This is a genomic window from Atlantibacter sp. (genome assembly GCF_032062175.1).
Lineage (GTDB): Bacteria > Pseudomonadota > Gammaproteobacteria > Enterobacterales > Enterobacteriaceae > Atlantibacter.
Genome location: NZ_DAMBQK010000001.1, coordinates 148,590 through 171,387 on the forward strand (window position 1 = coordinate 148,590; position 22,798 = coordinate 171,387).

The window sequence follows — 22,798 nt, forward strand, 5'->3', positions numbered from 1 at the left end:
TGATGTTTATTTTCAATTAATTACACTTAACCTATTAATGAAATAGATGGATACATTGCTTAGCCCGGGGATAACGGTACAATGCGCCGTTTTCCGTATTTTTGCGGAGTTAGTTGGGGCGAAAGGAATGAAAAAATTACTTCTAGCCGGCGCAGCCGGATTCATGTTGGTTTCTCTCTCTGCCAGCGCGATTAGCATCAGCGGTCAGGCGGGTGAAAAATATACCAACCTTGCAGTGGGCATGGGTACAGATTCAAGCGGACTGGCGCTGAGCGGCAACTGGGCGCATAACGACGATCATGGCGATATTGCCGGATTAGGGCTGGGTCTGAATCTGCCGCTGGGGCCGTTTATGGCGACAGTGGGCGGTAAAGGCATTTATCTGAACCCGAACGCGGGTGATGAAGGCTATGCGTTAGCGGCAGGTGGCGGCCTGAGCTGGAAACTCAGCGACAGTTTCAGCGTATTCGGTGACTACTATTATTCGCCGGATTCGCTCTCCAGCGGCGTGAATGACTATCAGGAAGCCAGCGCGGGCGCGCGTTTCACCATTATGCGTCCGATTAGCGTTGAGGCGGGCTACCGTTACATCAATATGAAGGGCAAAGATAACGAGGCTGACAGCAAAGTCGCCGACGGCCCGTACGTTGGCGTAAGCGCGCACTTCTAAGCCATCCTGACGCGGCATCTCTGCCGCGTCATCTCCTGCAAATTCTCCGCTCGCTTGCGCTATAGTAAGGCGTTCCCCTCTCGCGGAGAAAATAATGTTAAAAGTAGAAATGCTGTCAACGGGCGACGAAGTGCTGCACGGTCAAATCGTTGATACCAATGCCGCCTGGCTCGCTGATTATTTTTTTAACCAGGGTGTCCCGCTTTCCCGCCGCAATACCGTTGGCGACAAACTCGAAGATTTAGTGGCCGTGCTGCTTGAACGCAGCCAGCGTGCCGATATTCTCATCGTCAACGGCGGCCTCGGCCCAACCAGCGACGACCTGAGCGCCGAAGCCGCCGCGCAGGCGCTGGGCGAAGAGCTGGTGCTGCATGAGGAATGGCTGGAGCATATGGCGCAGTTCTTTTCCGAACGTGGCCGCGTGATGGCGCCCAGCAACCGCAAACAGGCGCTGATCCCCGCCAGCAGTGAAATGATTGATAACCCGGTGGGCACCGCCTGCGGCTTTGCCATCACCCTCAACCGCTGCCGCATTTTCTTCACGCCGGGCGTCCCTTCTGAATTCAAACAGATGGTGCAGCAGGAAATCCTGCCGCGCCTGCAAAAAAGCGTTGCGCTGCCGTCCGCGCCGGTGTGCCTGCGCTTAACGACGTTTGGCCGTTCGGAAAGCGATCTGGCCCAAAGCCTTGACGGGCTCAGCCTGCCGCCAGAGGTGGTGATTGGCTATCGTTCATCAATGCCCATTATTGAACTCAAGCTGACTGGCCCTGGCGAACAGCGCGCCGCGATGGAAGCCCTGTGGCCGGAAATCCGCAAGGTAGCGGGGGAGAGCGTCATTTTTGAAGGCACCGAAGGCTTACCAGCACAAATCGCCCGCTGCCTTAACGAGCGCCAGCTGAGCCTGACCCTGAGCGAGCAGTTCACCGGCGGCCTGCTGGCACTCCAGCTTTCCCGCGAGAGCGCGCCGTTGCTGGCGAGCGAAGTCGTGCCCGCCCAGCCGGAGACCCTGACCCAGACTGCTCACTGGACCGCAGAGCGGCGGATTAACCATTTCGCCGGGCTGGCGCTGGCGGTCTCAGGACTCGAAGAAGATCACCTTAATTTTGCGCTGTCGACCCCGGAAGGCACCCACGCGCTGCGCGTGAAGTTCAACACCACCCGCCATAGCTTGCAGACCCGCCAGGAAGTGTGCGCCATGATGGCGTTAAACATTCTGCGCCGCTGGCTGAATGGCAAGGATATCGCCAGCGATCACGGCTGGATCAACGTGGTGGAATCGGTGTTTATTGAGTAACGGCGTCGCCGGGCGTTATGCCCGGCGCATGTCAGGCCAGCGCCTGCGCCAGCAGGGTAATCGGATGTTCACAACGTTTGCTGGTGGACATCTCGATTTGCCATTTGCAGGTTTCGCAGTCGGTGATCACCAGATCCACGCCGCTCTCTTCAATCTGCTTAAACAGCGGTTCGCCGATGGCCTGCGAGGTCGGGTAGTTCTCGGATTTAAAACCGTAGGTCCCGGCAATTCCGCAGCAGCGCGAATCCAGCACCAGCACCTCCACGCCGGGAATGCGTTTCAGCAATTCCAGGGTGTAGATCGCCCAGCCCATTTTTTCCATATGGCAGGGGGTGTGATAGGCCACGCGCAGCGGCGTCGGCTTGAGATTCAGCGTTGCGCCGTCTTCCAGTCTGCGCCACAGAAAGCGCGTTGCCAGTTCAATGCTGTCGCGCAGCGGGGTGGTATCCACGTTCAGCACGTGCGGGTATTCATCGCGCAGGGTGAAGGTGCAGGTCGACGAGGTGGCGATCACCGGCAGATGGCGTTCAACAATCGCTTCTTCCAGCGAACGGGCATTCACCCGCGCCTGTTTACGGGCTTTATCGACAAACCCGTTGGCGATCAGCGGTACGCCGCAGCACTTTTCTTTGCTCAGCAGCTCCACACCGATGTTCATGGCGTTAAACACTGTGACCAGGTCTTTGCCGAGAGTGGAATTGTTGTAATTGACGTAGCAGCCGTGGAAAAACGCCACTTTATCGGCGAACTGCGCCTGGGCCGCCGCCTGTTTGCGATACCACTGGCGGAAGGTGCCGAACGCGTATTTCGGCAGGCTGCGGCGATGGTCGATTTTCAACGCCTTATCCAATAGCTCGCGCACCGGTTTCATGCCGGTGGCGGCATTGACCAGCGGCGCAAACGGCGTGGAGAGCGAGCCCATGATGTCGGTATGGCTGAGCAGCGCATCGCGCAGCGACGGGTTATGCGGCGCATATTCCGCTCTGGCGCGCTGAATGATGTCGCCGATTTTGACGTCCGACGGGCAGGCCACTTCGCAGCGCTTGCAGTTGGTGCAGTATTTAAGCGCCTCGTCGTACAGCGTCGGGTCTTTAAGACGCAGCCGTGCGCCGTCCGGCCCGGCCTGTTTCGGTCCGGGATAGTGCGGGTTGGCGCGGCTTACCGGGCAGGCGGTAGTGCAAACGGTGCATTTAATGCAGCTTTCGAAACCGGTCTCCCTCAGGCTCATAATCTGCTCCCTGTATGAATAATCTGTTGGGCGGCGTGCAGGGCGGTAATGGCGCACACGCCGCCGCCGCAGCCCTGGGTGATGGGATCGAACCCGCCGAGAACGGTGCCGATGGCGTACACGCCGTCCAGGGTTTCACCGTTACGCGACGGCTGGAGACGATCGTTGGTTTTTACGCCGATGGACTGCCAGGGCTGGGCGTGGAAAAAGTCCGGGTGGCTCCAGTCGCCGTTAGCGGCGTAATCATGCAGATCCAGATCGAAAATCGCTTCGCGAACCCGCTGGCGCTCGGCCACCAGTCCATTGCTGAAGAAGCTGCCGCTGGCGAGCACCACGTGCCGTGCCTTGAGGGCGATATCGCCATGATTGCGGGTCCACACCTGGTGTAACCCCGCTTCGTTGCGCGTGACGCGGTTTACCGCGTCGCCTTCCATAATAATGCCGCCGGTCTGACGGAAATAACGCGCCAGCGCGTTATGCATCCGCATCCCCGGCACCGACGGCGGCAGGGTAGGGATAAAATTCAGCGCGCAGGGCAGGGCGTGCTGTAACTGCGCGGGCAGGTCCGGCTGCTCCAGGCCTACCACGGCGGGCAGCAGCAGCGCGTCATAGCCTGGCGCGAGGGCGGTCAGCTCGTTGAGCAGTTCCGGCGTGTAGCGCGCATCGTCGAGCATCCGGGCAATGTTCACCGAGCGGAATTCACTGGGGTTCTGGCGCAACACGTCCAGCACCGGCAGCGCCAGCTCGGCGGTATCGGCCTCGATACCCTGCTGTTTCAATTGCTCGGCCACCATCAGCGGTTCGAAGTCGAGAAAACCTGCGATGCCCACCACGCGAATGCGTTTTCCGGACAGCGGTGCACAGGGCGCATCCTGCTGGCTCAGCCATGCGGTGCGCCACTGGCCGAGCGGCGTCAGCCGTGAATGGGCGTAGCGCCAGTGGCCCTGTAATGTCAGCCCTGCGCGGGCTAACAGGGCTTCGGCATGGTCAGCATAATCCAGCACCGCCGCCGCGCCCGGATGGGCATACGGATGCTGTGGGGACTGGTTGATTAACTCGCACAGGCCAGTTTCGATATCGCTAACCGGCGTGCCGTCGGCAAGATGGCTGAGTAAATCCAGCGAGCCGGATGAGAAGTGCAGAGCGCTCTGGCCCCGGCTGACAATCGCGCAGCGCAGACCCGCTTCGCCGAGCGTGATCCCGCACAGCAATCCTGCGAGGCCGCCGCCGATAATCACGCTATCAAATTTCATGGCGTTGTTCCTTTTCCAGTCCGCATAATCCCTGGTAAACCCAACGGGTAAATTCCGCCTCGCGTAACGCATCCCCATACGCGACGGGGGCGATGCCTTTCCAGCGCTCGTTAAGGAACTGCGACAGTTCGCGGCAGGATTGCACCCCGCTCATCACCCCGAAGCGCTGCAATAATCCGGCGGCGCGGCAGGCGCACAACTCGCCCTGGCAGGTGCCCATGCCGATGCGGGTGCGGCGGCGTAAGTCCACCAGTTTGGTGACCGCTAATGATTCCACGGCGTAGCGCACTTCGCTGGCAGTGACCGCCTCGCATTCGCACACCAGGCTTTGGTTAAGCCGCGCGTCGTTCAGCCACTCGGCGGCGCGTTCGCCGTGGCGATACACGGCGGAACCGCGCAGCATGGTCGGCAGGGAGATCACTTTGCGCAGCGTGGTCTCCGGTTCTTCGCGCGAGCCGGGCAGCGGCGCGCTGGCGGTGGTGCAGGGCGTGGTGTTGCCCAGCTTGCGGCATACCGCGTCAGTGGCCCATTCCGCCATCAGCCGGTAGGTCATCAGTTTGCCGCCGGTGATGGTGATAAACCCGTCCAGCCCGTCGCGCTCAGCGTGATCCAGCAGCACAATGCCGCGGCTGACGTTGCGACCGCTGGGATCGTCATCAGTAGCTACCAGCGGGCGGACGCCGGAGTAGGCGCGCAGAATGCGGGTTTGCGCCATACGCGGCGCCAGTTTTGCCCCTTCGCGTAGCAGGATGTCCACTTCGCTGGCGGTGACGCGGGTATTGTCGATTTGGTCGTAGTCAACGCGGCTGGAGGTGGTGCCAATCAGTGAAATGGTGTCGCCGGGCACCAGAATATCGGCGTCGGCGGGTTTGCGGCAGCGGTTAATCACATGTTGATTTATGCGATGGCCGAGTATCAGTAACGCGCCTTTGGCAGGCAGCATCCGGATGCGCAAATCGGCGTACTCAGCGATATGCGCCCCCCAGATCCCGGCGGCATTCACCACCACGTCGGCGTAGATTTCGCGCGTTTCGCCGTGCTGATGGTCGAAAACGCGCACGCCGCGGATCTGCTCATTGTGGCGGATCAGCCCGGTCACTTCATGCCACGTATACAGCAGCGCGCCGTGTTCACGCGCATCCAGCATATTGGCGGTGGTCAGCCGGAACGGATCGACGGTGCCATCGGGCACTCGCACGCAGCCCACCAGCGCCGGGTTGACGCTGGGTTCAATCTTCAGCGCTTCCTGCGGGGTGAGTAATTCGGTGTCGATATCCGCCTGCTGGCAGGCATCGATAAACTGGCGCTGCCATTCAAACGAGTCTTCGGGCAGGGTGATAAACAGCCCGCCGGTGGGTTCTATACAGTGGCGGGCCACGCTTTTCAAAATGCGGTTTTCCGCAATGCATTCTCTTGCCGATTCTGGATCATTGACCGCATAGCGCGCGCCGCTGTGTAGTAACCCGTGGTTGCGCCCGGTCGCGCCGGTGGCAAAGTCGTGGCGCTCCAGTAAGATGGCCCTGAGGCCGCGTCGCGCGCAGTCTCTGGCAATACCCGCGCCGGTCGCGCCGCCGCCGATTATCACCACATCCGCTTGTTCTGGTCTCATCGCCTCGTCCTCTCAACACTCTGCTGTGTTAACCATTTAGCCACATTACTGGTGTGGTTTGTTTGATAACGAGCAAATTCGAACGAAAAACGAAAATATATTCCATCGTAATGCGCTTTTTTGTTCGATTGTAATAAAAGTGAAACAATATGTGCGATGTTTCACAGCATTTGCATTTAATTTTGACTACTATCACGCTCGGAAAAGAAAGTTTCCGTTGTCTTTTGTTTTCGTTGAGTACTTATCTGGGCCTGGAGAGAGCAATGCTAAGTATCTTTAAACCTGCAGCACATTCGGCAAGATTGCCTGCAGAAAAGATCGATCCCGTTTACCGCCGGTTACGCTGGCAGATTTTCATGGGGATATTTTTTGGGTACGCGGCCTATTATCTGGTGCGAAAAAACTTCGCGCTGGCAATGCCGTATTTGATTGAACAAGGATTTTCACGCGGGGACCTGGGTTTTGCGCTGTCGGGCATTTCCATTGCTTACGGCTTCTCGAAGTTCATCATGGGGTCGGTTTCTGACCGCTCCAACCCGCGCGTGTTTCTGCCTGCCGGTTTGATTCTGGCGGCGGCGGTAATGTTGTTTATGGGTTTCGTGCCCTGGGCGACATCGAGCATTGCGATTATGTTCGTACTGCTGTTCCTGTGCGGCTGGTTCCAGGGCATGGGGTGGCCGCCGTGTGGCCGTACTATGGTGCACTGGTGGTCGCAGAAAGAGCGCGGCGGGATTGTCTCGGTATGGAACTGCGCCCATAACGTGGGCGGCGGGCTTCCTCCGCTGCTGTTCCTGCTCGGTATGGCGTGGTTTAACGACTGGAAAGCGGCGCTGTATATGCCGGCATTCGGGGCCATCATCGTGGCGCTGATTGCCTTTGCGCTGATGCGTGATACCCCGCAATCCTGCGGTCTGCCGCCGATTGAAGAGTACAAAAACGACTACCCGGATGATTACAGCGATAAGCACGAAGAAGAGCTGACCGCGAAGCAGATTTTTATGCAGTACATACTGCCTAATAAACTGCTGTGGTATATCGCTATCGCTAACGTGTTTGTCTACCTGCTGCGTTACGGCATCCTCGACTGGTCACCGACCTATCTGCGTGAAGTGAAGCATTTCGCGCTGGATAAATCCTCCTGGGCCTACTTCCTGTATGAGTATGCGGGAATACCAGGCACGCTGCTGTGCGGCTGGATGTCGGACAAAGTGTTCCGGGGCAACCGTGGCGCAACCGGCGTGTTCTTTATGACGCTGGTGACCATCGCGACCATCGTTTACTGGCTCAACCCGGCGGGCAACCCGCACGTGGATATGGCCTGTATGATCATTATCGGCTTCCTGATTTATGGTCCGGTGATGCTGATTGGTCTGCATGCGCTGGAGCTGGCACCGAAAAAAGCGGCGGGTACGGCGGCAGGCTTCACCGGTCTGTTTGGTTATCTCGGCGGTTCGGTTGCCGCGAGCGCCATTGTCGGTTACACCGTGGACTTCTTCGGCTGGGACGGCGGCTTTATGGTGATGATCGGCGGCAGCATTTTAGCGGTGCTGTTGTTGATCGTGGTAATGATTGGTGAGCGTAAGCATCACCAGGAAGTGCTCGCGAAACGCGGGTAATAAAAAAGGCTGAGCTTACGGGCTCAGCCTTTTTCCTTTCTACAGTTCGATTTCAATATCGCCCTGCGCCCGGCAACAGCAGGGGAGAATGTCCCCCGGCTCGATAAACGCCAGCGGCTCAATCAGCCAGGTTACTTCACCTGCATGTAAACGGGTACGGCACGAACCGCAATACCCTTCACGACACTGATATTCCACCGCAATTTTATGCGACTCCAGCGCCGCCAGCAGGGAAGGGTGCTCATCCTGGCACAGCAGCTGTGCGCCAGAGAGGCGAAGCGTAATACGACCCATCTTAAAGCTGGAAATTGCTCAGGTCGTCGGTATCGACTTCCGAGTCAATCTGGCCGACCAGGTAAGAGCTTACTTCCACTTCCTGCGGCGCAACCTGCACGTTATCCGACACCAGCCAGGTGTTAATCCACGGAATCGGGTTGGAGCGGGTTTTGAACGGCAGATCGAGCCCAACCGCCTGCATGCGGATGTTGGTGATGTATTCCACGTACTGGCACAGAATGTCTTTGTTCAGGCCGATCATTGAGCCGTCGCGGAACAGGTAATCCGCCCACTCTTTTTCCTGCTGCGCCGCCAGTACGAACAGATCGTAAGATTCCTGTTTGCACTCTTCGGCGATTTCCGCCATTTCCGGGTCATCCGCGCCGGAACGCATCAGGTTCAGCATGTGCTGGGTGCCGGTCAGGTGCAGCGCTTCGTCGCGGGCGATCAGGCGAATGATTTTGGCGTTGCCTTCCATCAGTTCGCGCTCGGCGAAGGCGAAGGAACAGGCAAAGCTGACGTAGAAGCGAATCGCTTCCAGCGCGTTCACGCTCATCAGGCACAGGTATAACTGCTTTTTCAGGCTACGCAGGTTAACGGTCACGGTTTTGCCGTTCACCGTGTGGGTGCCTTCGCCCAGCAGATGCCAGTAGCTGGTCATCTCGATCAGGTCGTCGTAATAGCCGGAGATATCTTTGGCGCGCTTTAAGATTTCGTCGTTGGTGACGATATCGTCAAACACAATCGCCGGATCGTTGACGATGTTGCGGATGATATGGGTATAAGAGCGTGAGTGGATGGTCTCGGAGAACGCCCAGGTTTCTACCCAGGTTTCCAGCTCGGGAATAGAAATCAGCGGCAGCAGCGCGACGTTCGGGCTACGGCCCTGGATAGAGTCCAGCAGCGTCTGGTATTTCAGGTTGCTGATGAAGATGTGTTTTTCGTGATCCGGCAACGCCTGATAATCGATACGGTCGCGGGAAACGTCCACTTCTTCAGGACGCCAGAAGAAGGAGAGTTGCTTTTCGATCAGCTTTTCGAAGATGTCATATTTTTGCTGATCGTAGCGGGCCACGTTAACCGACTGGCCAAAAAACATCGGCTCCAGCAACTGGTCGTTTTTGGTCTGTGAAAAGGTGGTGTATGCCATGAATAAGAGTCCTGTCTTACGGAATAAAGGCGGGGAAATCCCCGCCCTGATTTTTTAGATTTTGCACGCGCCGCTTTCGCAGCCGTCGTCCTGAATCGACGGGGCCAGATCGTCCTGCGCATCTTCCGCACCGTCGCGGGTGTTTTGATAGTACAGGGTTTTCACGCCGAATTTATAGGCGGTGAGCAAGTCTTTCAGCAGTTGCTGCATCGGCACTTTACCTGACGGGAAGCGGGTCGGGTCATAGTTGGTGTTCGCCGAAATCGACTGGTCGATAAACTTCTGCATGATGCCAACCAGTTGCAGGTAACCGTCGTTGCCCGGCATTTCCCACAGCAGCTCGTAGTTGTTTTTCAGCAGCTCATAGTCCGGCACCACTTGACGCAGAATGCCGTCTTTGGAGGCTTTAATGCTCACGTGGCCGCGCGGCGGCTCAATACCGTTGGTGGCGTTGGAGATCTGCGATGAGGTCTCGGACGGCATCAGCGCGGAGAGCGTGGAGTTACGCAGGCCGTGGGTTTTGATTGACTCACGCAGGGCTTCCCAGTCCAGATGCAGTTTCTCGCTGGTAATGCCGTCGAGATCCTTTTTATAGGTATCGATCGGCAGAACGCCCTGGCTGTAAGTGGTTTCGTTGAACCACGGGCACGCGCCTTGCTCTTTCGCCAGCTCGTTAGAGGCTTTCAGCAGGTAGTACTGAATGGCTTCAAACGTTTTGTGCGTCAGGTTGTTGGCGCTGCCGTCGGAATAACGCACGCCGTGCTTCGCCAGGTAGTAAGCAAAGTTAATCACGCCGATACCCAGGGTACGACGGCCCATCGCACCGCGTTTGGCCGCCAGAATCGGGTAGTCCTGGTAATCCAGCAGGGCATCGAGCGCGCGCACCGCCAGGGTCGCCAGCTCTTCGAGATCGTCCAGAGAGTCGATCGCGCCGAGGTTGAACGCCGACAGGGTACACAGGGCGATTTCGCCGTTTTCATCGTTAACGTCTTCCAGCGGTTTGGTCGGCAGGGCGATTTCCAGGCACAGGTTGGACTGGCGCACTGGCGCGACAACCGGGTCGAACGGGCTGTGGGTGTTGCAGTGGTCGACGTTCTGGATGTAGATACGGCCAGTAGAGGCGCGTTCCTGCATCATCAGCGAGAATAGCTCTACCGCTTTAATGCGCTGCTTACGGATGCTGTCGTCTTTTTCATATTTAGTGTACAGGCGTTCGAACTCGTCCTGATCGGCGAAGAACGCGTCATACAGGCCCGGGACGTCGGACGGACTGAACAGGGTGATCTCTTCACCCTTCAGCAGACGGGTGTACATCAGCTTGTTGATCTGCACGCCGTAGTCCATGTGACGCACGCGGTTGCCTTCCACGCCACGGTTGTTTTTCAGCACCAGCAGGCTTTCGACTTCCAGATGCCACATTGGATAGAACAGCGTTGCCGCACCGCCGCGCACGCCGCCCTGGGAGCAGGATTTCACCGCCGTCTGGAAGTGCTTATAGAACGGGATACAGCCGGTGTGGAACGCTTCGCCGCCGCGGATCGGGCTGCCCAGCGCACGGATACGGCCCGCGTTGATGCCGATACCGGCGCGCTGGGAAACGTATTTCACAATGGCGCTGGAGGTGGCGTTGATAGAGTCCAGGCTGTCGCCGCACTCGATCAGCACACAGGAGCTGAACTGGCGGGTTGGGGTGCGCACACCGGACATGATCGGCGTCGGCAGCGAAATTTTGAACAGCGATACCGCGTCATAGAAACGCTTCACGTAGTCCAGACGGGTTTCACGCGGGTAGTTGGAGAACAGGCAGGCTGCCACCAGGATATACAGGAACTGGGCGCTCTCGTAGATTTCACCGGTAACGCGGTTCTGCACCAGGTATTTGCCTTCCAGCTGCTTCACGGCGGCGTAAGAGAAGTTCATATCGCGCCAGTGATCGATAAAACCGTCCATCTGCTGGAACTCTTCTTCCGTGTAGTCTTCCAGCAGATGACTGTCGTATTTGCCGAGTTCAATCATCTTCACAACGTGGTCGTAAAGTTTCGGCGGCTCGAACTGGCCGTAAGCTTTTTTACGCAGGTGGAAAATCGCCAGGCGGGCAGCCAGATACTGGTAGTCCGGCGCGTCGCGGGAGATCAGATCCGCTGCCGCTTTGATAATGGTTTCATGGATATCGGAAGTCTTGATGCCGTCATAAAACTGAATATGGGAGCGTAACTCAACCTGCGAGACCGACACGTTGCTTAACCCTTCCGCAGCCCAGTCGAGGACGCGATGGATTTTATCCAGATTGATACGCTCCTGACCGCCGTCGCGTTTTGTAACCAGCAGACTCTGATTCATGTTTACCTGTCCGTGAATGTCCGTGAAAAAAGAAATATCCCCCCGTTTATCCACAATCTGGCTTTTGTGGCTAAGCCTGTGGATAAATACTATATATGGGGGCTATGAGATAAGTGAGACGCTATATGGTGAGTATTCTAGTAGGGAATCTTTTCAGAACAAGGGTTGATTTTGATGTTAATTTGCGGTTACGAAACGCAGTTTTTGGCTAAGTGCAGGTGTCATAAGGCCTAAGGGTTCTGTCAATAACTTAGAAAAAAAATTCAAAATTTGATCGAGTGCCGATTTCCTGGTCGCTAAAGTGAATTGCGCAACGGGATGCTGCGCAATCATGGGAACAAAAAGCGATTACTGATTCTGATTTTTCGCCTGGGTGTGCAACATATAATTCACATCTACCCCTGGGCCAAGGCTAAAACGGTTGGTCAACGGGTTAAAATGTAACCCGGTCATGTGGCGTTCCTGAAGCGGTGTGTTATCCACCCAGTTCAGCAGTTCGGCAGGCTTGATAAATTTCTTAATATCGTGGGTGCCTTTGGGCACCATGCGCAGAATGTATTCAGCGCCAACCACCGCCATCAGCCAGGACTTGCCGTTGCGGTTGAGCGTGGAAAAGAACACGTGGCCGCCGGGCTTCACTAACTGGGCGCAGGCGTGGACCACCGAAGCCGGGTCCGGCACGTGCTCCAGCATCTCCATGCAGGTCACCACGTCATATTTTTGTGGGTGCTTTGCCGCATGATCTTCCACGGTTTCCTGAACGTAATCCACCGCCACGCCGCTTTCCAGCGCATGTAAACGCGCCACCTGTAGCGGCTCTGCGCCCATATCCAGCCCGGTCACGGTCGCGCCCTGGCGCGACATGCTCTCGCTCAGGATACCGCCGCCGCAGCCGACGTCCAGTACGGTTTTGCCAAACAGGCCGCCTGCGCGCTCGGTGATATAGCCCAGGCGCAGCGGGTTAATGCGGTGCAGGGGCTTGAACTCGCCTTCGGTGTCCCACCACTGGGAGGCCACGGCTTCAAATTTGGCGATTTCGCCCCGATCGACGTTATGTGCAACCGGCGGTTTTTCGGCATTCATCAGCGCTACTACTCCTTTGTTCTCAATTAGGTCGAGTATAACAGGCGAAGGCGGCTAATAAACCCTTCGCGCCGGTCATTCGACTTACCGGAATCAGGCGTACTGTGTTATAATTTCCGACCTTTGATTCCGGGACACAGTAGAGGGATAACGGTCAGATGAGCGACCTTGCCAGAGAAATTACACCGGTCAACATTGAGGAAGAGCTGAAGAGCTCGTATCTGGATTACGCGATGTCGGTTATTGTCGGCCGCGCGCTTCCGGATGTCCGAGATGGCCTGAAGCCGGTACACCGTCGCGTACTTTACGCCATGAACGTTTTAGGCAATGACTGGAATAAAGCCTACAAAAAATCCGCGCGTGTCGTGGGTGACGTCATCGGTAAATACCACCCCCATGGTGACTCCGCGGTTTATGACACTATCGTTCGTATGGCGCAGCCGTTTTCCCTGCGTTATATGCTGGTCGACGGCCAGGGTAACTTCGGCTCCGTGGACGGCGACTCCGCCGCAGCGATGCGTTACACCGAAATCCGCATGTCGAAAATCGCCCATGAATTAATGGCCGATCTCGACAAGGAAACCGTTGATTTCGTCGATAACTATGACGGCACGGAAAAAATCCCTGACGTCATGCCGACCAAAATTCCGAATTTGTTGGTTAACGGCTCCTCCGGTATCGCGGTAGGCATGGCGACTAACATTCCGCCGCACAACCTCACCGAGGTGATCAACGGCTGCCTGGCCTATATCGACGATGAAGACATCAGCGTTGAAGGCCTGATGGAACACATTCCGGGCCCTGATTTCCCGACCGCCGCCATCATCAATGGCCGGCGCGGTATTGAAGAGGCGTACCGCACCGGTCGCGGCAAGATTTATATTCGCGCCCGCGCTGAAGTCGAAGCGGATGCGAAAACTGGCCGTGAAACCATCATCGTGCATGAAATTCCGTACCAGGTGAACAAAGCGCGCCTGATTGAGAAGATTGCCGAGCTGGTGAAGGACAAACGCGTTGAGGGCATCAGCGCGCTGCGTGACGAGTCTGATAAAGACGGGATGCGCATCGTGATTGAAATCAAACGCGACTCGGTGGGCGAGGTTGTCCTGAACAACCTGTATTCCCAGACTCAGCTTCAGGTCTCCTTCGGCATCAACATGGTGGCATTGCACCATGGTCAGCCGAAGATCATGACCCTGAAAGAGATCCTGTCGGCGTTTGTGCGTCACCGCCGTGAAGTGGTGACCCGCCGTACCATTTTTGAACTGCGTAAAGCCCGCGACCGTGCGCACATCTTAGAAGCACTGGCGATTGCGCTGGCAAACATCGACCCGATTATCGAGCTGATTCGCCGTGCGCCGACCCCGGCGGAAGCGAAAGCAGGCCTGATTGCCCAGCCGTGGGATTTGGGCAACGTGAAAGCGATGCTGGAAGGCGCGGGCGATGATGCCGCGCGTCCGGAGTGGCTGGAGCCGGAATACGGTATACGCGATGGCAAATACTGGCTGACCGAGCAACAGGCCCAGGCGATCCTCGACCTGCGTCTGCAAAAACTCACCGGCCTTGAGCATGAAAAACTGCTCGACGAGTACAAAGAGCTGCTGACCCAGATCGCCGAGCTGCTGCACATTTTGGGCAGCGCCGACCGTCTGATGGAAGTGATCCGCGAAGAGCTGGAGCTGGTGCGCGATCAGTTCGGCGACAAACGCCGTACCGAAATCACCGCCAACACCGCTGATATCAACATTGAAGATCTGATCAGCCAGGAAGACGTGGTAGTCACCCTGTCGCATCAGGGCTATGTGAAGTATCAGCCGCTGACCGATTACGAGGCGCAGCGCCGTGGCGGTAAAGGCAAGTCTGCCGCACGTATTAAAGAAGAAGACTTTATCGACCGCCTGCTGGTGGCCAACACCCACGACACCATCCTGTGCTTCTCAAGCCGGGGCCGTCTGTACTGGATGAAGGTTTACCAACTGCCGGAAGCGAGCCGTGGTGCGCGTGGCCGCCCGATCGTCAACTTGCTGCCGCTGGAAGCCAACGAACGTATCACCGCGATCCTGCCGGTGCGCGAGTATGCCGAAGGCGTCAACGTGTTTATGGCGACCGCCAGCGGCACCGTGAAGAAAACCGCGCTTAAAGAATTCAGCCGTCCGCGTACTGCGGGCATCATCGCCGTCAATCTTAATGAAGGCGATGAGCTGATCGGTGTGGATCTGACCTCCGGTAGCGATGAAGTGATGCTGTTCTCCGCGCAGGGCAAAGTGGTGCGCTTCAAAGACGACGCGGTGCGTCCGATGGGCCGTACCGCCACCGGCGTACGCGGTATCCGTCTGATGGACGGCGACAGCGTGGTATCGCTGATCGTGCCGCGCGGTGAAGGTGCCATCCTGACCGTGACGCAAAACGGCTATGGTAAACGCACGGCGGCGGATGAGTATCCGACCAAGTCGCGCGCCACCAAAGGCGTTATCTCAATTAAAGTCACCGAGCGTAATGGTCCGGTGGTCGGCGCAGTTCAGGTCGATGATTGCGACCAGATCATGATGATCACCGATGCCGGTACTTTAGTACGTACCCGCGTATCGGAAATCAGCGTGGTGGGCCGTAACACCCAGGGCGTGATCCTGATCCGTACCGCGGAAGATGAAAACGTGGTGGGCCTGCAACGTGTTGCCGAGCCGGTGGATGACGAAGAGCTGGACAGCATCGACGGTAGCGTCGCAGAAGGCGATGATGAAATCGCGCCGGAAGCGGACAACGACGATGATGCGGCTGACGACGCTGAAGAGTAATCATTAGCAGCCAAAAGCAACAAGGGCCGGATATTCCGGCCCTTTTTTATTAGTTCATCCTTTCAACAATCATCGCAATGCCTTGCCCGCCTCCGATGCACAGTGTCGCCAGTCCGAGAGTCTTATCCCGCGCCGCCAGGGCGTGGAGCAGGGTGACCAGAATCCGCGCGCCGCTGGCTCCGATGGGGTGGCCCAGGGCAATCGCCCCGCCGTTGACGTTCACCTTCTCCCTATCAAAATCCAGCAATTGGCCAACCGCAAGGAACTGCGCGGCAAAGGCTTCGTTGGCTTCGATTAAATCGATATCCGCCAGCGTTAACCCGGTTTGCTGCAACACGTTTTGCGTCGCAGGCACCGGACCGAGGCCCATCATCGACGGCGCAACGCCGCCACTGGCAAAGCCACGAATACGCGCTAACGGCGTTAAGCCCGCCGCGCGCGCGGCGTCTTCGTCCATCACCACCAGCGCCGCCGCGCCGTCGTTTATTCCCGAGGCGTTTCCGGCTGTCACGGTGCCATTTTTATCGAATGCCGGGCGTAGCGACGACAGCCCGTCCAGCGTGGTGCCCGCTTTAGGGAACTCATCGACGGCGAACTGGCTTTCCGCTTTACGGCTTTTCACCGTCACCGGCACGATTTCCCTGGCGAATGCGCCAGATTCAATCGCGGCCTGCGCTTTTTGTTGAGAATGCAGCGCGGCTTGATCCTGCATCGCGCGCGTGATGCCGTGGGCTTTCGCGACGTTTTCCGCCGTGATGCCCATATGGTAGCCTTCTGTGGCGCACATCAGGCCATCACGCAGGATCACATCCGAAAGTTCACCGTCGCCCAACCGGTAGCCCCAGCGCGCTTTCGCGTTCAGCAGATAGGGCGCCAGGCTCATGTTTTCCATCCCGCCGGCTACCAGCGCCTTCGCCTGGCCTGCCTGAATCGCCAGCGCCGCCAGCGCCACGCTTTTCAGCCCCGACCCGCACACTTTATTCACTGTAAAACCGCAGACCGATTCCGGTAAACCCGCTTTCAGCAGCGCCTGACGCGCCGGGTTTTGCCCCAGTCCGGCCTGTAATACGTTACCCATGATGGCTTCGTCAATCGGCTGCCCGTCCAGCCCGGCGCGGTGTAGCGCTTCCCGAATGACGGTTGCCCCTAAATCTACCGCGCTGACGCCTGCCAGTGCACCATTGAAGCTGCCCATCGCCGTACGTACGGCGCTGACAATAACGGCATTTTTCATGTTCGATTCCTTTTTAAAGTGACGTTAAAACAGCGTCAGCCCGATGACGAAGATGACACCAGAGAACAGCAGGGCGGTGATGCAGTAACCCATGATGTCGCGCACCCCGAGGCCCGCAATAGCCAGTGCCGGTAAGGCCCAGAACGGCTGCGCCATGTTCATCCACTGCTCGCCGTAGGCGATAGCCATCACGGATTTACCCAGGTCGGCACCCAGCGCCTGGGCGGCAGGCATCACAAACGGTCCCTGGATCACCCAGTGACCGCCGCCTGACGGCACGGCAAAGTTGATCAGCGCGGAGCTGAAGAAAGTCATTACCGGGAAGGTGTCTTTATTAGCGACGTTGATGAAGAACTCGGTAATCAGACCGCCGAGGCCGGAGTGTTCCATCATCAACTGGATCCCGGCATAGAACGGGAACTGCACCAGAATGCCTGCGGTGCTGCGGGCGGCTGCGACAATGGCGCGCATATAGGCCATCGGGGTTTTGTGCAGCAGTAGACCGACAATCATAAACATCATGTTGACGGTGTTGATGGTGATGTTGAACCCTTTCTCAGCGAAGTAGAAACCGAGGTAAACAATCCCCAACGCACCGATAATCAGCGCCAGAATGCGGCTCTCTTCCAGGCGTTCCGACGGCGGCGCGTCTTTCGGCAGCACTTTCTGGAAATCCGGCTCTTCCATCAGCAGTTTCGGATCGACAGACATCACATCGCCCGCTTTCGGCATCATCAGGCGGGTAACGAACGGCATCACCGCAATCAGGCCCAGGGTGATGAAAATATTGAAGCCTGCAAACAGCGTCTGGCCAACCGGCACCAGCCCGGCGATATGCTCAACCGGGTTGCCCGGCGTGGCGGCGAGTAAGGGCATCGAACCCGAAAAACCGCCACCCCAGGTCAGAAAGCCGATATAGGCGCAGGCGATTAACAGCGGATAGTCTGAACCCGGTACGCGGCGGGCCACTTCCCGGGCGAACATCGCGCCGACCACCAGGCCAAAGCCCCAGTTAATCACGCAGGCGACGGAGCCAAAAAAGGTCACCAGCATCACGCCCTGCACCGGTGTACGGGCCGCTGACGCGGCGGTACGCAGGATTTTTTTCACCGGGCCGGAGCTGGCCAGCGCGTGGCCGGTTACGATAATCAGCGCCATCTGCATGCCGAAGGCCAGCAGATTCCAGAAGCCGTCGCCCCACATTTTCACCATATCGAGCGGGGTGTGCGGCGTCAGCCACAGGGCGATGCCAAAGGTGATTAACGTCAGCAGCATGGCGAAAATCAGCGGGTCCGGGAGATAGCGGCTGACCAGGCGTGTCATCAGGCGGGAAATGCGGCCAATCATGACGCACCTCGCTCAGCCATGGTTTTCAGGCCGCTGGTTACAGAGAACTCCGCTTCGGTGCGGGCGCGAACGGTGTCGACATCCACGCCTGGCGCGGTTTCGATAAGCCACATTTTGCCATCGATAAACTCAAATACCGCCAGTTCGGTAACCAGCATATTGACCGCATGTTGCGCGGTAAGCGGCATGGTGCAGTGACGCAGGATTTTTGCCGAGCCGTCTTTGGCGCAGTGCTCCATGGCGATAATCACTTTGCGCGCGCCGGTCACCAGATCCATCGCGCCGCCCATACCAGGCACCATTTTCCCCGGCACGACCCAGTTCGCCAGATTGGCGTCCTGATCGACCTGTAATCCGCCCAGTACGCAGGCATCCACATGGCCGCCGCGGATCAGGGCAAAGGACATGGCGCTGTCGAATATCGCCGCGCCAGGCAGAATGCCGCACGGCTGCCCGCCCGCATTCACCAGGTCCGGGTGTTGTTCGGTCACCGGGCCGAGGCCAAGAAAACCGTTTTCAGATTGCAGCGTGATATGCACATCGCCAGGTAAAAAGTTCGCGACCAGCGTGGGTAAACCAATCCCCAGGTTAACGATGTCGCCATCGTTGAGTTCCAGCGCCACGCGGCGCGCAATACGTTGTTTAGCATCCATGATTAGGCTTCCTGGGAAATGATGTGGTCGATAACCGCGCCTGGCGTGACGACGTGGTCGGGGGCGATAGCGCCAACCGGCACAATCTCGTCGGCTTCTACCAGGGTGATGTCCGCCGCGAGGGCGATAAGCGGGTTGAAGTTGCGTGCGCTAAGTTGATAGGTCAGATTGCCGAGGGCATCGGCCTGATGGGCGCGGATCAGCGCCAGGTCGGCGCGCAGGGCGCGTTCCAGTAAATATTTTTTGCCATCGAGGGTGAGGATGTGTTTGCCTTCTTCCACCACGGTGCCGACGCCAGTTGGGGTCAGTACGCCGCCCAGGCCTGCGCCGCCGCAGCGGATCTGTTCGATCAGCGTGCCCTGAGGCACCAGTTGAACCTCCATTTCTCCCGCGATCATCCGCCGTCCGGTTTCCGGGTTAGTGCCGATATGGGAGGCGATGACTTTCTTAACCCGGCCATTAACAATCAACGGGCCGATGCCGACATCCACAAAGGCGGTGTCGTTAGCGATAAGCGTTAAATCGCGCACGCCGGAGGCCAGCAGCGCATCCACCAGACGGGGCGGGGTGCCTACCCCCATAAAACCGCCGACCATAATTGTCATGCCATCGCGGAAGAAGCGACTGGCCTGCTGTAGCGTGAGGTGTTTCTCTTTCATGTGACTTCCCTATGATGACTCCGTAATGGGTACGTAGCGGTAATAGCAAGGGGAGTGCCAGAGAGGAGAGTGGATTCAAATTAATTACAACATGCTGTTATTAAAGGGTTTTTATCAGGCGTTGGCGGGCCGTAAGCCGGAAGGGACCAGGCAAGAAATTGCACAGTGTGCAAATAATTGCCTGGCAAAAAACGGTGACTGGCGGGGTTAGTCGATGCCGTATTCCTGCAATTTGTACATCAGCGCGCGGCGGCTGATACCCAGCTCCAGGGCGGTATGGGTGCGGTTTCCGTCGTGCCTTGCCAGCGCGCTTAGCAGAAGCTGTTTTTCATAGGCTTTCACGGCTTCTTTCAGGCTGCCCTGCATGGCGGCGGGGATCGGGGCACCTTCCTGCACCGTCGAGCCACGCTGAAATTCCAGCGGCAGGTCTTCTGCAAATATCACCACGCCGGTACTCATGATCACCGCGCGTTCCATGATGTTGGCCAGTTCCCGGACGTTGCCGGGCCACGGCCAGGCGTTCAGCAGCGCCAGCGCCAGCGGGTCGATTTCGATGATGTCGCGCTGGTTTTCCGACGCGAACTTTTGCACAAAATGATTGGCGAGCAGGGGAACATCGCCTGGCCGCTGGCGCAGCGGGGGAATTTCCAGATGAATCACGTTGAGCCGGTAAAACAGATCCTCACGGAACTGGCCCTGCGCCACGCTCTCCGCCAGATTACGGTTGGTTGCAGCCAGAATGCGGATATCGACTTTAATCGTCTGGTTGCCGCCAACCCGCTCAAACTCCCGCTCCTGCAATACGCGTAGCAGTTTAACCTGTAAATTAAGCGGCATTTCGCCAATTTCATCCAGCAGCAGCGTGCCGTGATGGGCGCGTTCAAACAGACCCTGACGCAGCCCCTGCGCGCCGGTAAACGCGCCTTTTTCATGGCCGAACAGCTCGCTTTCCAGCAGTGAATCGGGCAGGGCGGCGCAGTTAATTTTGATAAACGGCCCGCTGGCGCGGCGGCTGTGGTAGTGAATGGCGCGGGCAATCAGCTCTTTGCCTGTGCCGCTCTCCCCGGAAATCAGCACGTTGGCGTTGCTCAGCGCAATTTTCGCGGTATCCCGGCAGATTTCCATCATGCACGGCGTATTGGTGAGAATATGTCCCCACTGCCAGCTTTCGCTCAACGCCTGGTGCAGTTCGCGGATCTCCTCTTTCATCGACTGGAGCTGGAGCGCACGGTTAATCACCATATTCAGCTCTTCGAGATCGAAGGGTTTGATCACGTAATCAAACGCGCCCTTACGCAGCGCTTCAACCGCCGTTTCTACGGCGGCATAGGCGGTCATCAACACCACCGGGATTTTCGGGTTGATGGCATGCATTTGCTGAAGGGCCTCAAGGCCGTTTAATTCCGGCATGCGGATATCCATCAACACCACGTCCGGCTGGCTGTCGCGAAACAGTTGCAGCGCTTCGACGCCGTTTCGGGCGCACAGGGTGTGATGACCGGACAGCGTAAAAGCGGTGTTGAGCATCAGACGCACGTTTTCTTCGTCGTCGACAATCAGAATGCGATACATCGGTTTCATAACGGTTGCGTTCCCTGAAAGTGAAGCGGCAAAATTAAAGTAAAGGTCGCGCCATGACCGGGCTCGCTCACCAGTTGGATATCGCCGTGATGGGCATTGATGATCCGCTGGCTAAGCGCCAGTCCAAGCCCGGTTCCCGAGGCTTTGGTCGTGAAAAAGGGATCGAAGATTTTTTTCTGGTGCTCCGGGGCGATGCCGCAACCGTCATCCTGAATCTCAATGGCCTGATGACCGTCATCCCAGCGCAGGGTGCGGATCGTGATGTTGCCGCGGGCGCTGATGGCCTGGACGGCGTTAATCAGAATATTCAGCAGCACCTGTTTAAGCAGTTCGCCGTCAGCGTCAATGGCATCCAGCGACGTGTCGTAGTGGGTAGAGAAATGAATCCGCGCCTCCAGACCGGAGGTTTGAATCAGCACCAGGCATTCGTCAAGCAGCTGATTGAGCCGGACCGGCTGCCAGTGCCCGTGGCGCGGGCGGGCGAAATCGAGTAGCTGCTGAATCACCCGGTTAATCGAGTCGATCTCTTTGAGGATCACCGCCAGATACTGCTGATGCTCCACCTGCAAATCATGCTGTTTCAGGATTTGCGCGTAGCCTTTAATCGCGGTCAGCGGGTTGCGCACCTCATGGGCGACGCCCGCCATCAGCTCGCCCAGGGTGGCCAGGCGTTCAGTCTGGGCCAGCCGCCGCTGGGTCTCTTTACGCGCCGTTAAGTCAGAAAATATCACCAGCGCACCGATGAGTTCGCCCTGAGCATTATGGATTTGGCTAGTGGTCACGCTGATTTCAATAGTGCGTTCCCGCGCCGGAAAGCTGATTTCCAGCGCCACATGGCCGGTGCCTTGTTGCAGCGTTTCCAGCACCGGGCTGTCAAAGCCGGTATCTATAAAAATACTGGAATAGGGTTTGCCGAGCAGCTCCTGTAAGGTGTAGCCGGTAATGTGCTCGGCGGCCGGGTTCATGGTGGTGACCCGTCCCTGTTTATCCACCGCGATCACCCCGTCGGCGGCGTTTTCGATAATCAGATCGTTCAGGGTCTGGGTTTCGCGCAGCGTCTGGGCCAGCATATTGACGCTGTGGCTGATTTTGCCCATCTCGCCAGGCAATTCCGGCAGGCGGGTAGAGTGATCCTGGGCAAGGTTATCCAGGCCGTGGGTAATCACATCAATACTGGCGCTGAAGCGCCGCGATGCCAGCACGATTAACAGCAGGCTTAACAGCAAGCCGACCGACAACACCACCACAATATTCCAGTCCAGGCGTTCCGCCTGGAGGCTGATATCCTCCGAAAGCTCGTTGGCCCAGATGTAGCCCTGTACCTCGCCGTGGCGAACGATGGGGATCATGGCGTTGAGGATATGGCCGCGCACCTGTTTGCCGGAATAAACGCGCGGCTCGCGGTTCGCCATCACCGCCCGGCCCGGATGGTCCGGCGCGATAGTGACGCCGACGTTGCCTTTATACTGGGCTTGCGGCGCATAGGTGATAATGACATCCAGTTGGCGATGGTAAAATCCCGCGCCGATGCCGGGAAACGCCTGGGCGATGTGTTCGGTTTTCTCGCTGAGCTGCTGATTTAACGCCGCAATTTGCTGCGCGCGGGGCAGCGTCAACGGCTGGCTGAAGGTATCACCCAGCGCGGCATCCAGCAGGCGGGTTACCGCCATCAGCTTCTTCTCTTTTTCGGCAATCAACGCCGCCCGGCCTTCGTTATCCACCACGTAGCCCATGGTCAGCACCGGGATGGTGACCATGAAAATGGCCATCACGATAAGCTGGTTGCGGAGTTTACGGGGGATGAGCGGCTTGAGAATCTTCCGTAAGTGTGAAAAGCGCACGGCTAAAAATCCCTGTCCCTGAGATACAAAAAACGATTATCGCCGGAATTGCCCGCCGTTTCCCGGCTGGCGTTCAAAATACAGACAAACACTGAAGATTGCGGCTCTGACGTTTTACGGCTACCTTAACGGCATTATTTCTTTTACTACCTGCCACAGCGACCGGAAC

Annotated in this window: 17 protein-coding genes; 4 read left to right on the top strand and 13 right to left on the bottom strand. The window is 57.6% G+C overall.

All coding sequences use genetic code 11. The features are described 5' to 3' along the window. The first annotated feature begins 127 nt into the window (after positions 1 to 127). Both RT120_RS00745 and RT120_RS00750 read left to right on the top strand, forming a co-directional pair. Positions 128 to 670, top strand: a complete 543-nt coding sequence (locus RT120_RS00745) for a YfaZ family outer membrane protein (protein ID WP_312978307.1) — start codon at positions 128 to 130, stop codon at positions 668 to 670. Between the two features lie 94 nt (positions 671 to 764). Next, the gene (locus RT120_RS00750) at positions 765 to 1,964 is read left to right on the top strand and encodes a nicotinamide mononucleotide deamidase-related protein YfaY (RefSeq protein ID WP_312978309.1); all 1,200 of its coding nucleotides are present in this window, start codon (positions 765 to 767) and stop codon (positions 1,962 to 1,964) included. A gap of 31 nt (positions 1,965 to 1,995) precedes the next feature. Here the strand turns inward: RT120_RS00750 and glpC are convergent, their stop codons facing one another. Genes glpC through glpA form a run of 3 tightly spaced genes read right to left on the bottom strand, consistent with a single transcriptional unit; the run spans position 1,996 to position 6,054 of the window. Then, positions 1,996 to 3,192, bottom strand: coding sequence for an anaerobic glycerol-3-phosphate dehydrogenase subunit GlpC (gene glpC / locus RT120_RS00755; protein WP_312978311.1), 1,197 nt, complete (start codon positions 3,190 to 3,192; stop codon positions 1,996 to 1,998). Next, a complete protein-coding gene (gene glpB / locus RT120_RS00760; RefSeq protein ID WP_312978312.1) occupies positions 3,189 to 4,445 on the bottom strand; it encodes a glycerol-3-phosphate dehydrogenase subunit GlpB in 1,257 nt (418 codons plus the stop codon). The genes glpC and glpB overlap by 4 nt, the downstream gene beginning before the upstream one ends. Then, on the bottom strand, positions 4,435 to 6,054 hold the full coding sequence (gene glpA, locus RT120_RS00765; protein ID WP_312978314.1) for an anaerobic glycerol-3-phosphate dehydrogenase subunit A: 1,620 nt from the start codon (positions 6,052 to 6,054) through the stop codon (positions 4,435 to 4,437). Before glpA ends, glpB begins: the two co-directional genes overlap by 11 nt. Before the next feature lie 263 nt (positions 6,055 to 6,317). On the opposite strand from glpA, the gene glpT reads away from it, so the two are divergent. Next, positions 6,318 to 7,670, top strand: coding sequence for a glycerol-3-phosphate transporter (gene glpT, locus RT120_RS00770; RefSeq protein ID WP_312978317.1), 1,353 nt, complete (start codon positions 6,318 to 6,320; stop codon positions 7,668 to 7,670). A 39-nt stretch (positions 7,671 to 7,709) separates the two neighbouring features. On the opposite strand, the gene yfaE is transcribed toward glpT, so the two are convergent. From yfaE to ubiG, 4 genes are all read right to left on the bottom strand, one after another. Continuing rightward, complete coding sequence (yfaE, locus tag RT120_RS00775; protein WP_144130302.1) at positions 7,710 to 7,964, bottom strand: class I ribonucleotide reductase maintenance protein YfaE; 255 nt, start codon at positions 7,962 to 7,964, stop codon at positions 7,710 to 7,712. 1 nt (position 7,965) lies between these two features. After that, positions 7,966 to 9,096 carry a class Ia ribonucleoside-diphosphate reductase subunit beta gene (gene nrdB, locus RT120_RS00780; RefSeq protein ID WP_165459955.1) on the bottom strand — a complete coding sequence of 377 codons (1,131 nt, stop codon included), beginning with the start codon at positions 9,094 to 9,096 and terminating at the stop codon, positions 7,966 to 7,968. Positions 9,097 to 9,150: 54 nt separating this feature from the next. Next, positions 9,151 to 11,436 carry a class 1a ribonucleoside-diphosphate reductase subunit alpha gene (gene nrdA / locus RT120_RS00785; RefSeq protein WP_312978320.1) on the bottom strand — a complete coding sequence of 762 codons (2,286 nt, stop codon included), beginning with the start codon at positions 11,434 to 11,436 and terminating at the stop codon, positions 9,151 to 9,153. Between the two features lie 348 nt (positions 11,437 to 11,784). Continuing rightward, positions 11,785 to 12,519: a bifunctional 2-polyprenyl-6-hydroxyphenol methylase/3-demethylubiquinol 3-O-methyltransferase UbiG gene (gene ubiG / locus RT120_RS00790; protein WP_312978322.1), complete on the bottom strand. Its 735-nt coding sequence runs from the start codon at positions 12,517 to 12,519 to the stop codon at positions 11,785 to 11,787. 158 nt (positions 12,520 to 12,677) lie between these two features. On the opposite strand from ubiG, the gene gyrA reads away from it, so the two are divergent. After that, entirely contained in the window at positions 12,678 to 15,314 is a 2,637-nt protein-coding gene (gene gyrA / locus RT120_RS00795) for a DNA topoisomerase (ATP-hydrolyzing) subunit A (protein WP_312978324.1), read from the top strand. 49 nt (positions 15,315 to 15,363) lie between these two features. Here the strand turns inward: gyrA and RT120_RS00800 are convergent, their stop codons facing one another. The 6 genes from RT120_RS00800 to atoS all read right to left on the bottom strand — a co-directional run bounded on the left by RT120_RS00800 (position 15,364) and on the right by atoS (position 22,629). Continuing rightward, positions 15,364 to 16,548, bottom strand: a complete 1,185-nt coding sequence (locus RT120_RS00800) for an acetyl-CoA C-acetyltransferase (RefSeq protein ID WP_312978326.1) — start codon at positions 16,546 to 16,548, stop codon at positions 15,364 to 15,366. A gap of 24 nt (positions 16,549 to 16,572) precedes the next feature. After that, positions 16,573 to 17,895, bottom strand: coding sequence for a TIGR00366 family protein (locus RT120_RS00805; RefSeq protein WP_312978327.1), 1,323 nt, complete (start codon positions 17,893 to 17,895; stop codon positions 16,573 to 16,575). Further along, positions 17,892 to 18,548 carry a 3-oxoacid CoA-transferase subunit B gene (locus tag RT120_RS00810; RefSeq protein ID WP_312978329.1) on the bottom strand — a complete coding sequence of 219 codons (657 nt, stop codon included), beginning with the start codon at positions 18,546 to 18,548 and terminating at the stop codon, positions 17,892 to 17,894. Before RT120_RS00810 ends, RT120_RS00805 begins: the two co-directional genes overlap by 4 nt. A gap of 2 nt (positions 18,549 to 18,550) precedes the next feature. Beyond that, on the bottom strand, positions 18,551 to 19,207 hold the full coding sequence (gene atoD / locus RT120_RS00815; protein WP_312978331.1) for an acetate CoA-transferase subunit alpha: 657 nt from the start codon (positions 19,205 to 19,207) through the stop codon (positions 18,551 to 18,553). A 207-nt stretch (positions 19,208 to 19,414) separates the two neighbouring features. Further along, on the bottom strand, positions 19,415 to 20,788 hold the full coding sequence (atoC, locus tag RT120_RS00820; RefSeq protein WP_312978333.1) for an acetoacetate metabolism transcriptional regulator AtoC: 1,374 nt from the start codon (positions 20,786 to 20,788) through the stop codon (positions 19,415 to 19,417). Continuing rightward, positions 20,785 to 22,629, bottom strand: coding sequence for a two-component system sensor histidine kinase AtoS (atoS, locus tag RT120_RS00825; RefSeq protein WP_409515010.1), 1,845 nt, complete (start codon positions 22,627 to 22,629; stop codon positions 20,785 to 20,787). Before atoS ends, atoC begins: the two co-directional genes overlap by 4 nt. Positions 22,630 to 22,798 lie beyond the last annotated feature (169 nt).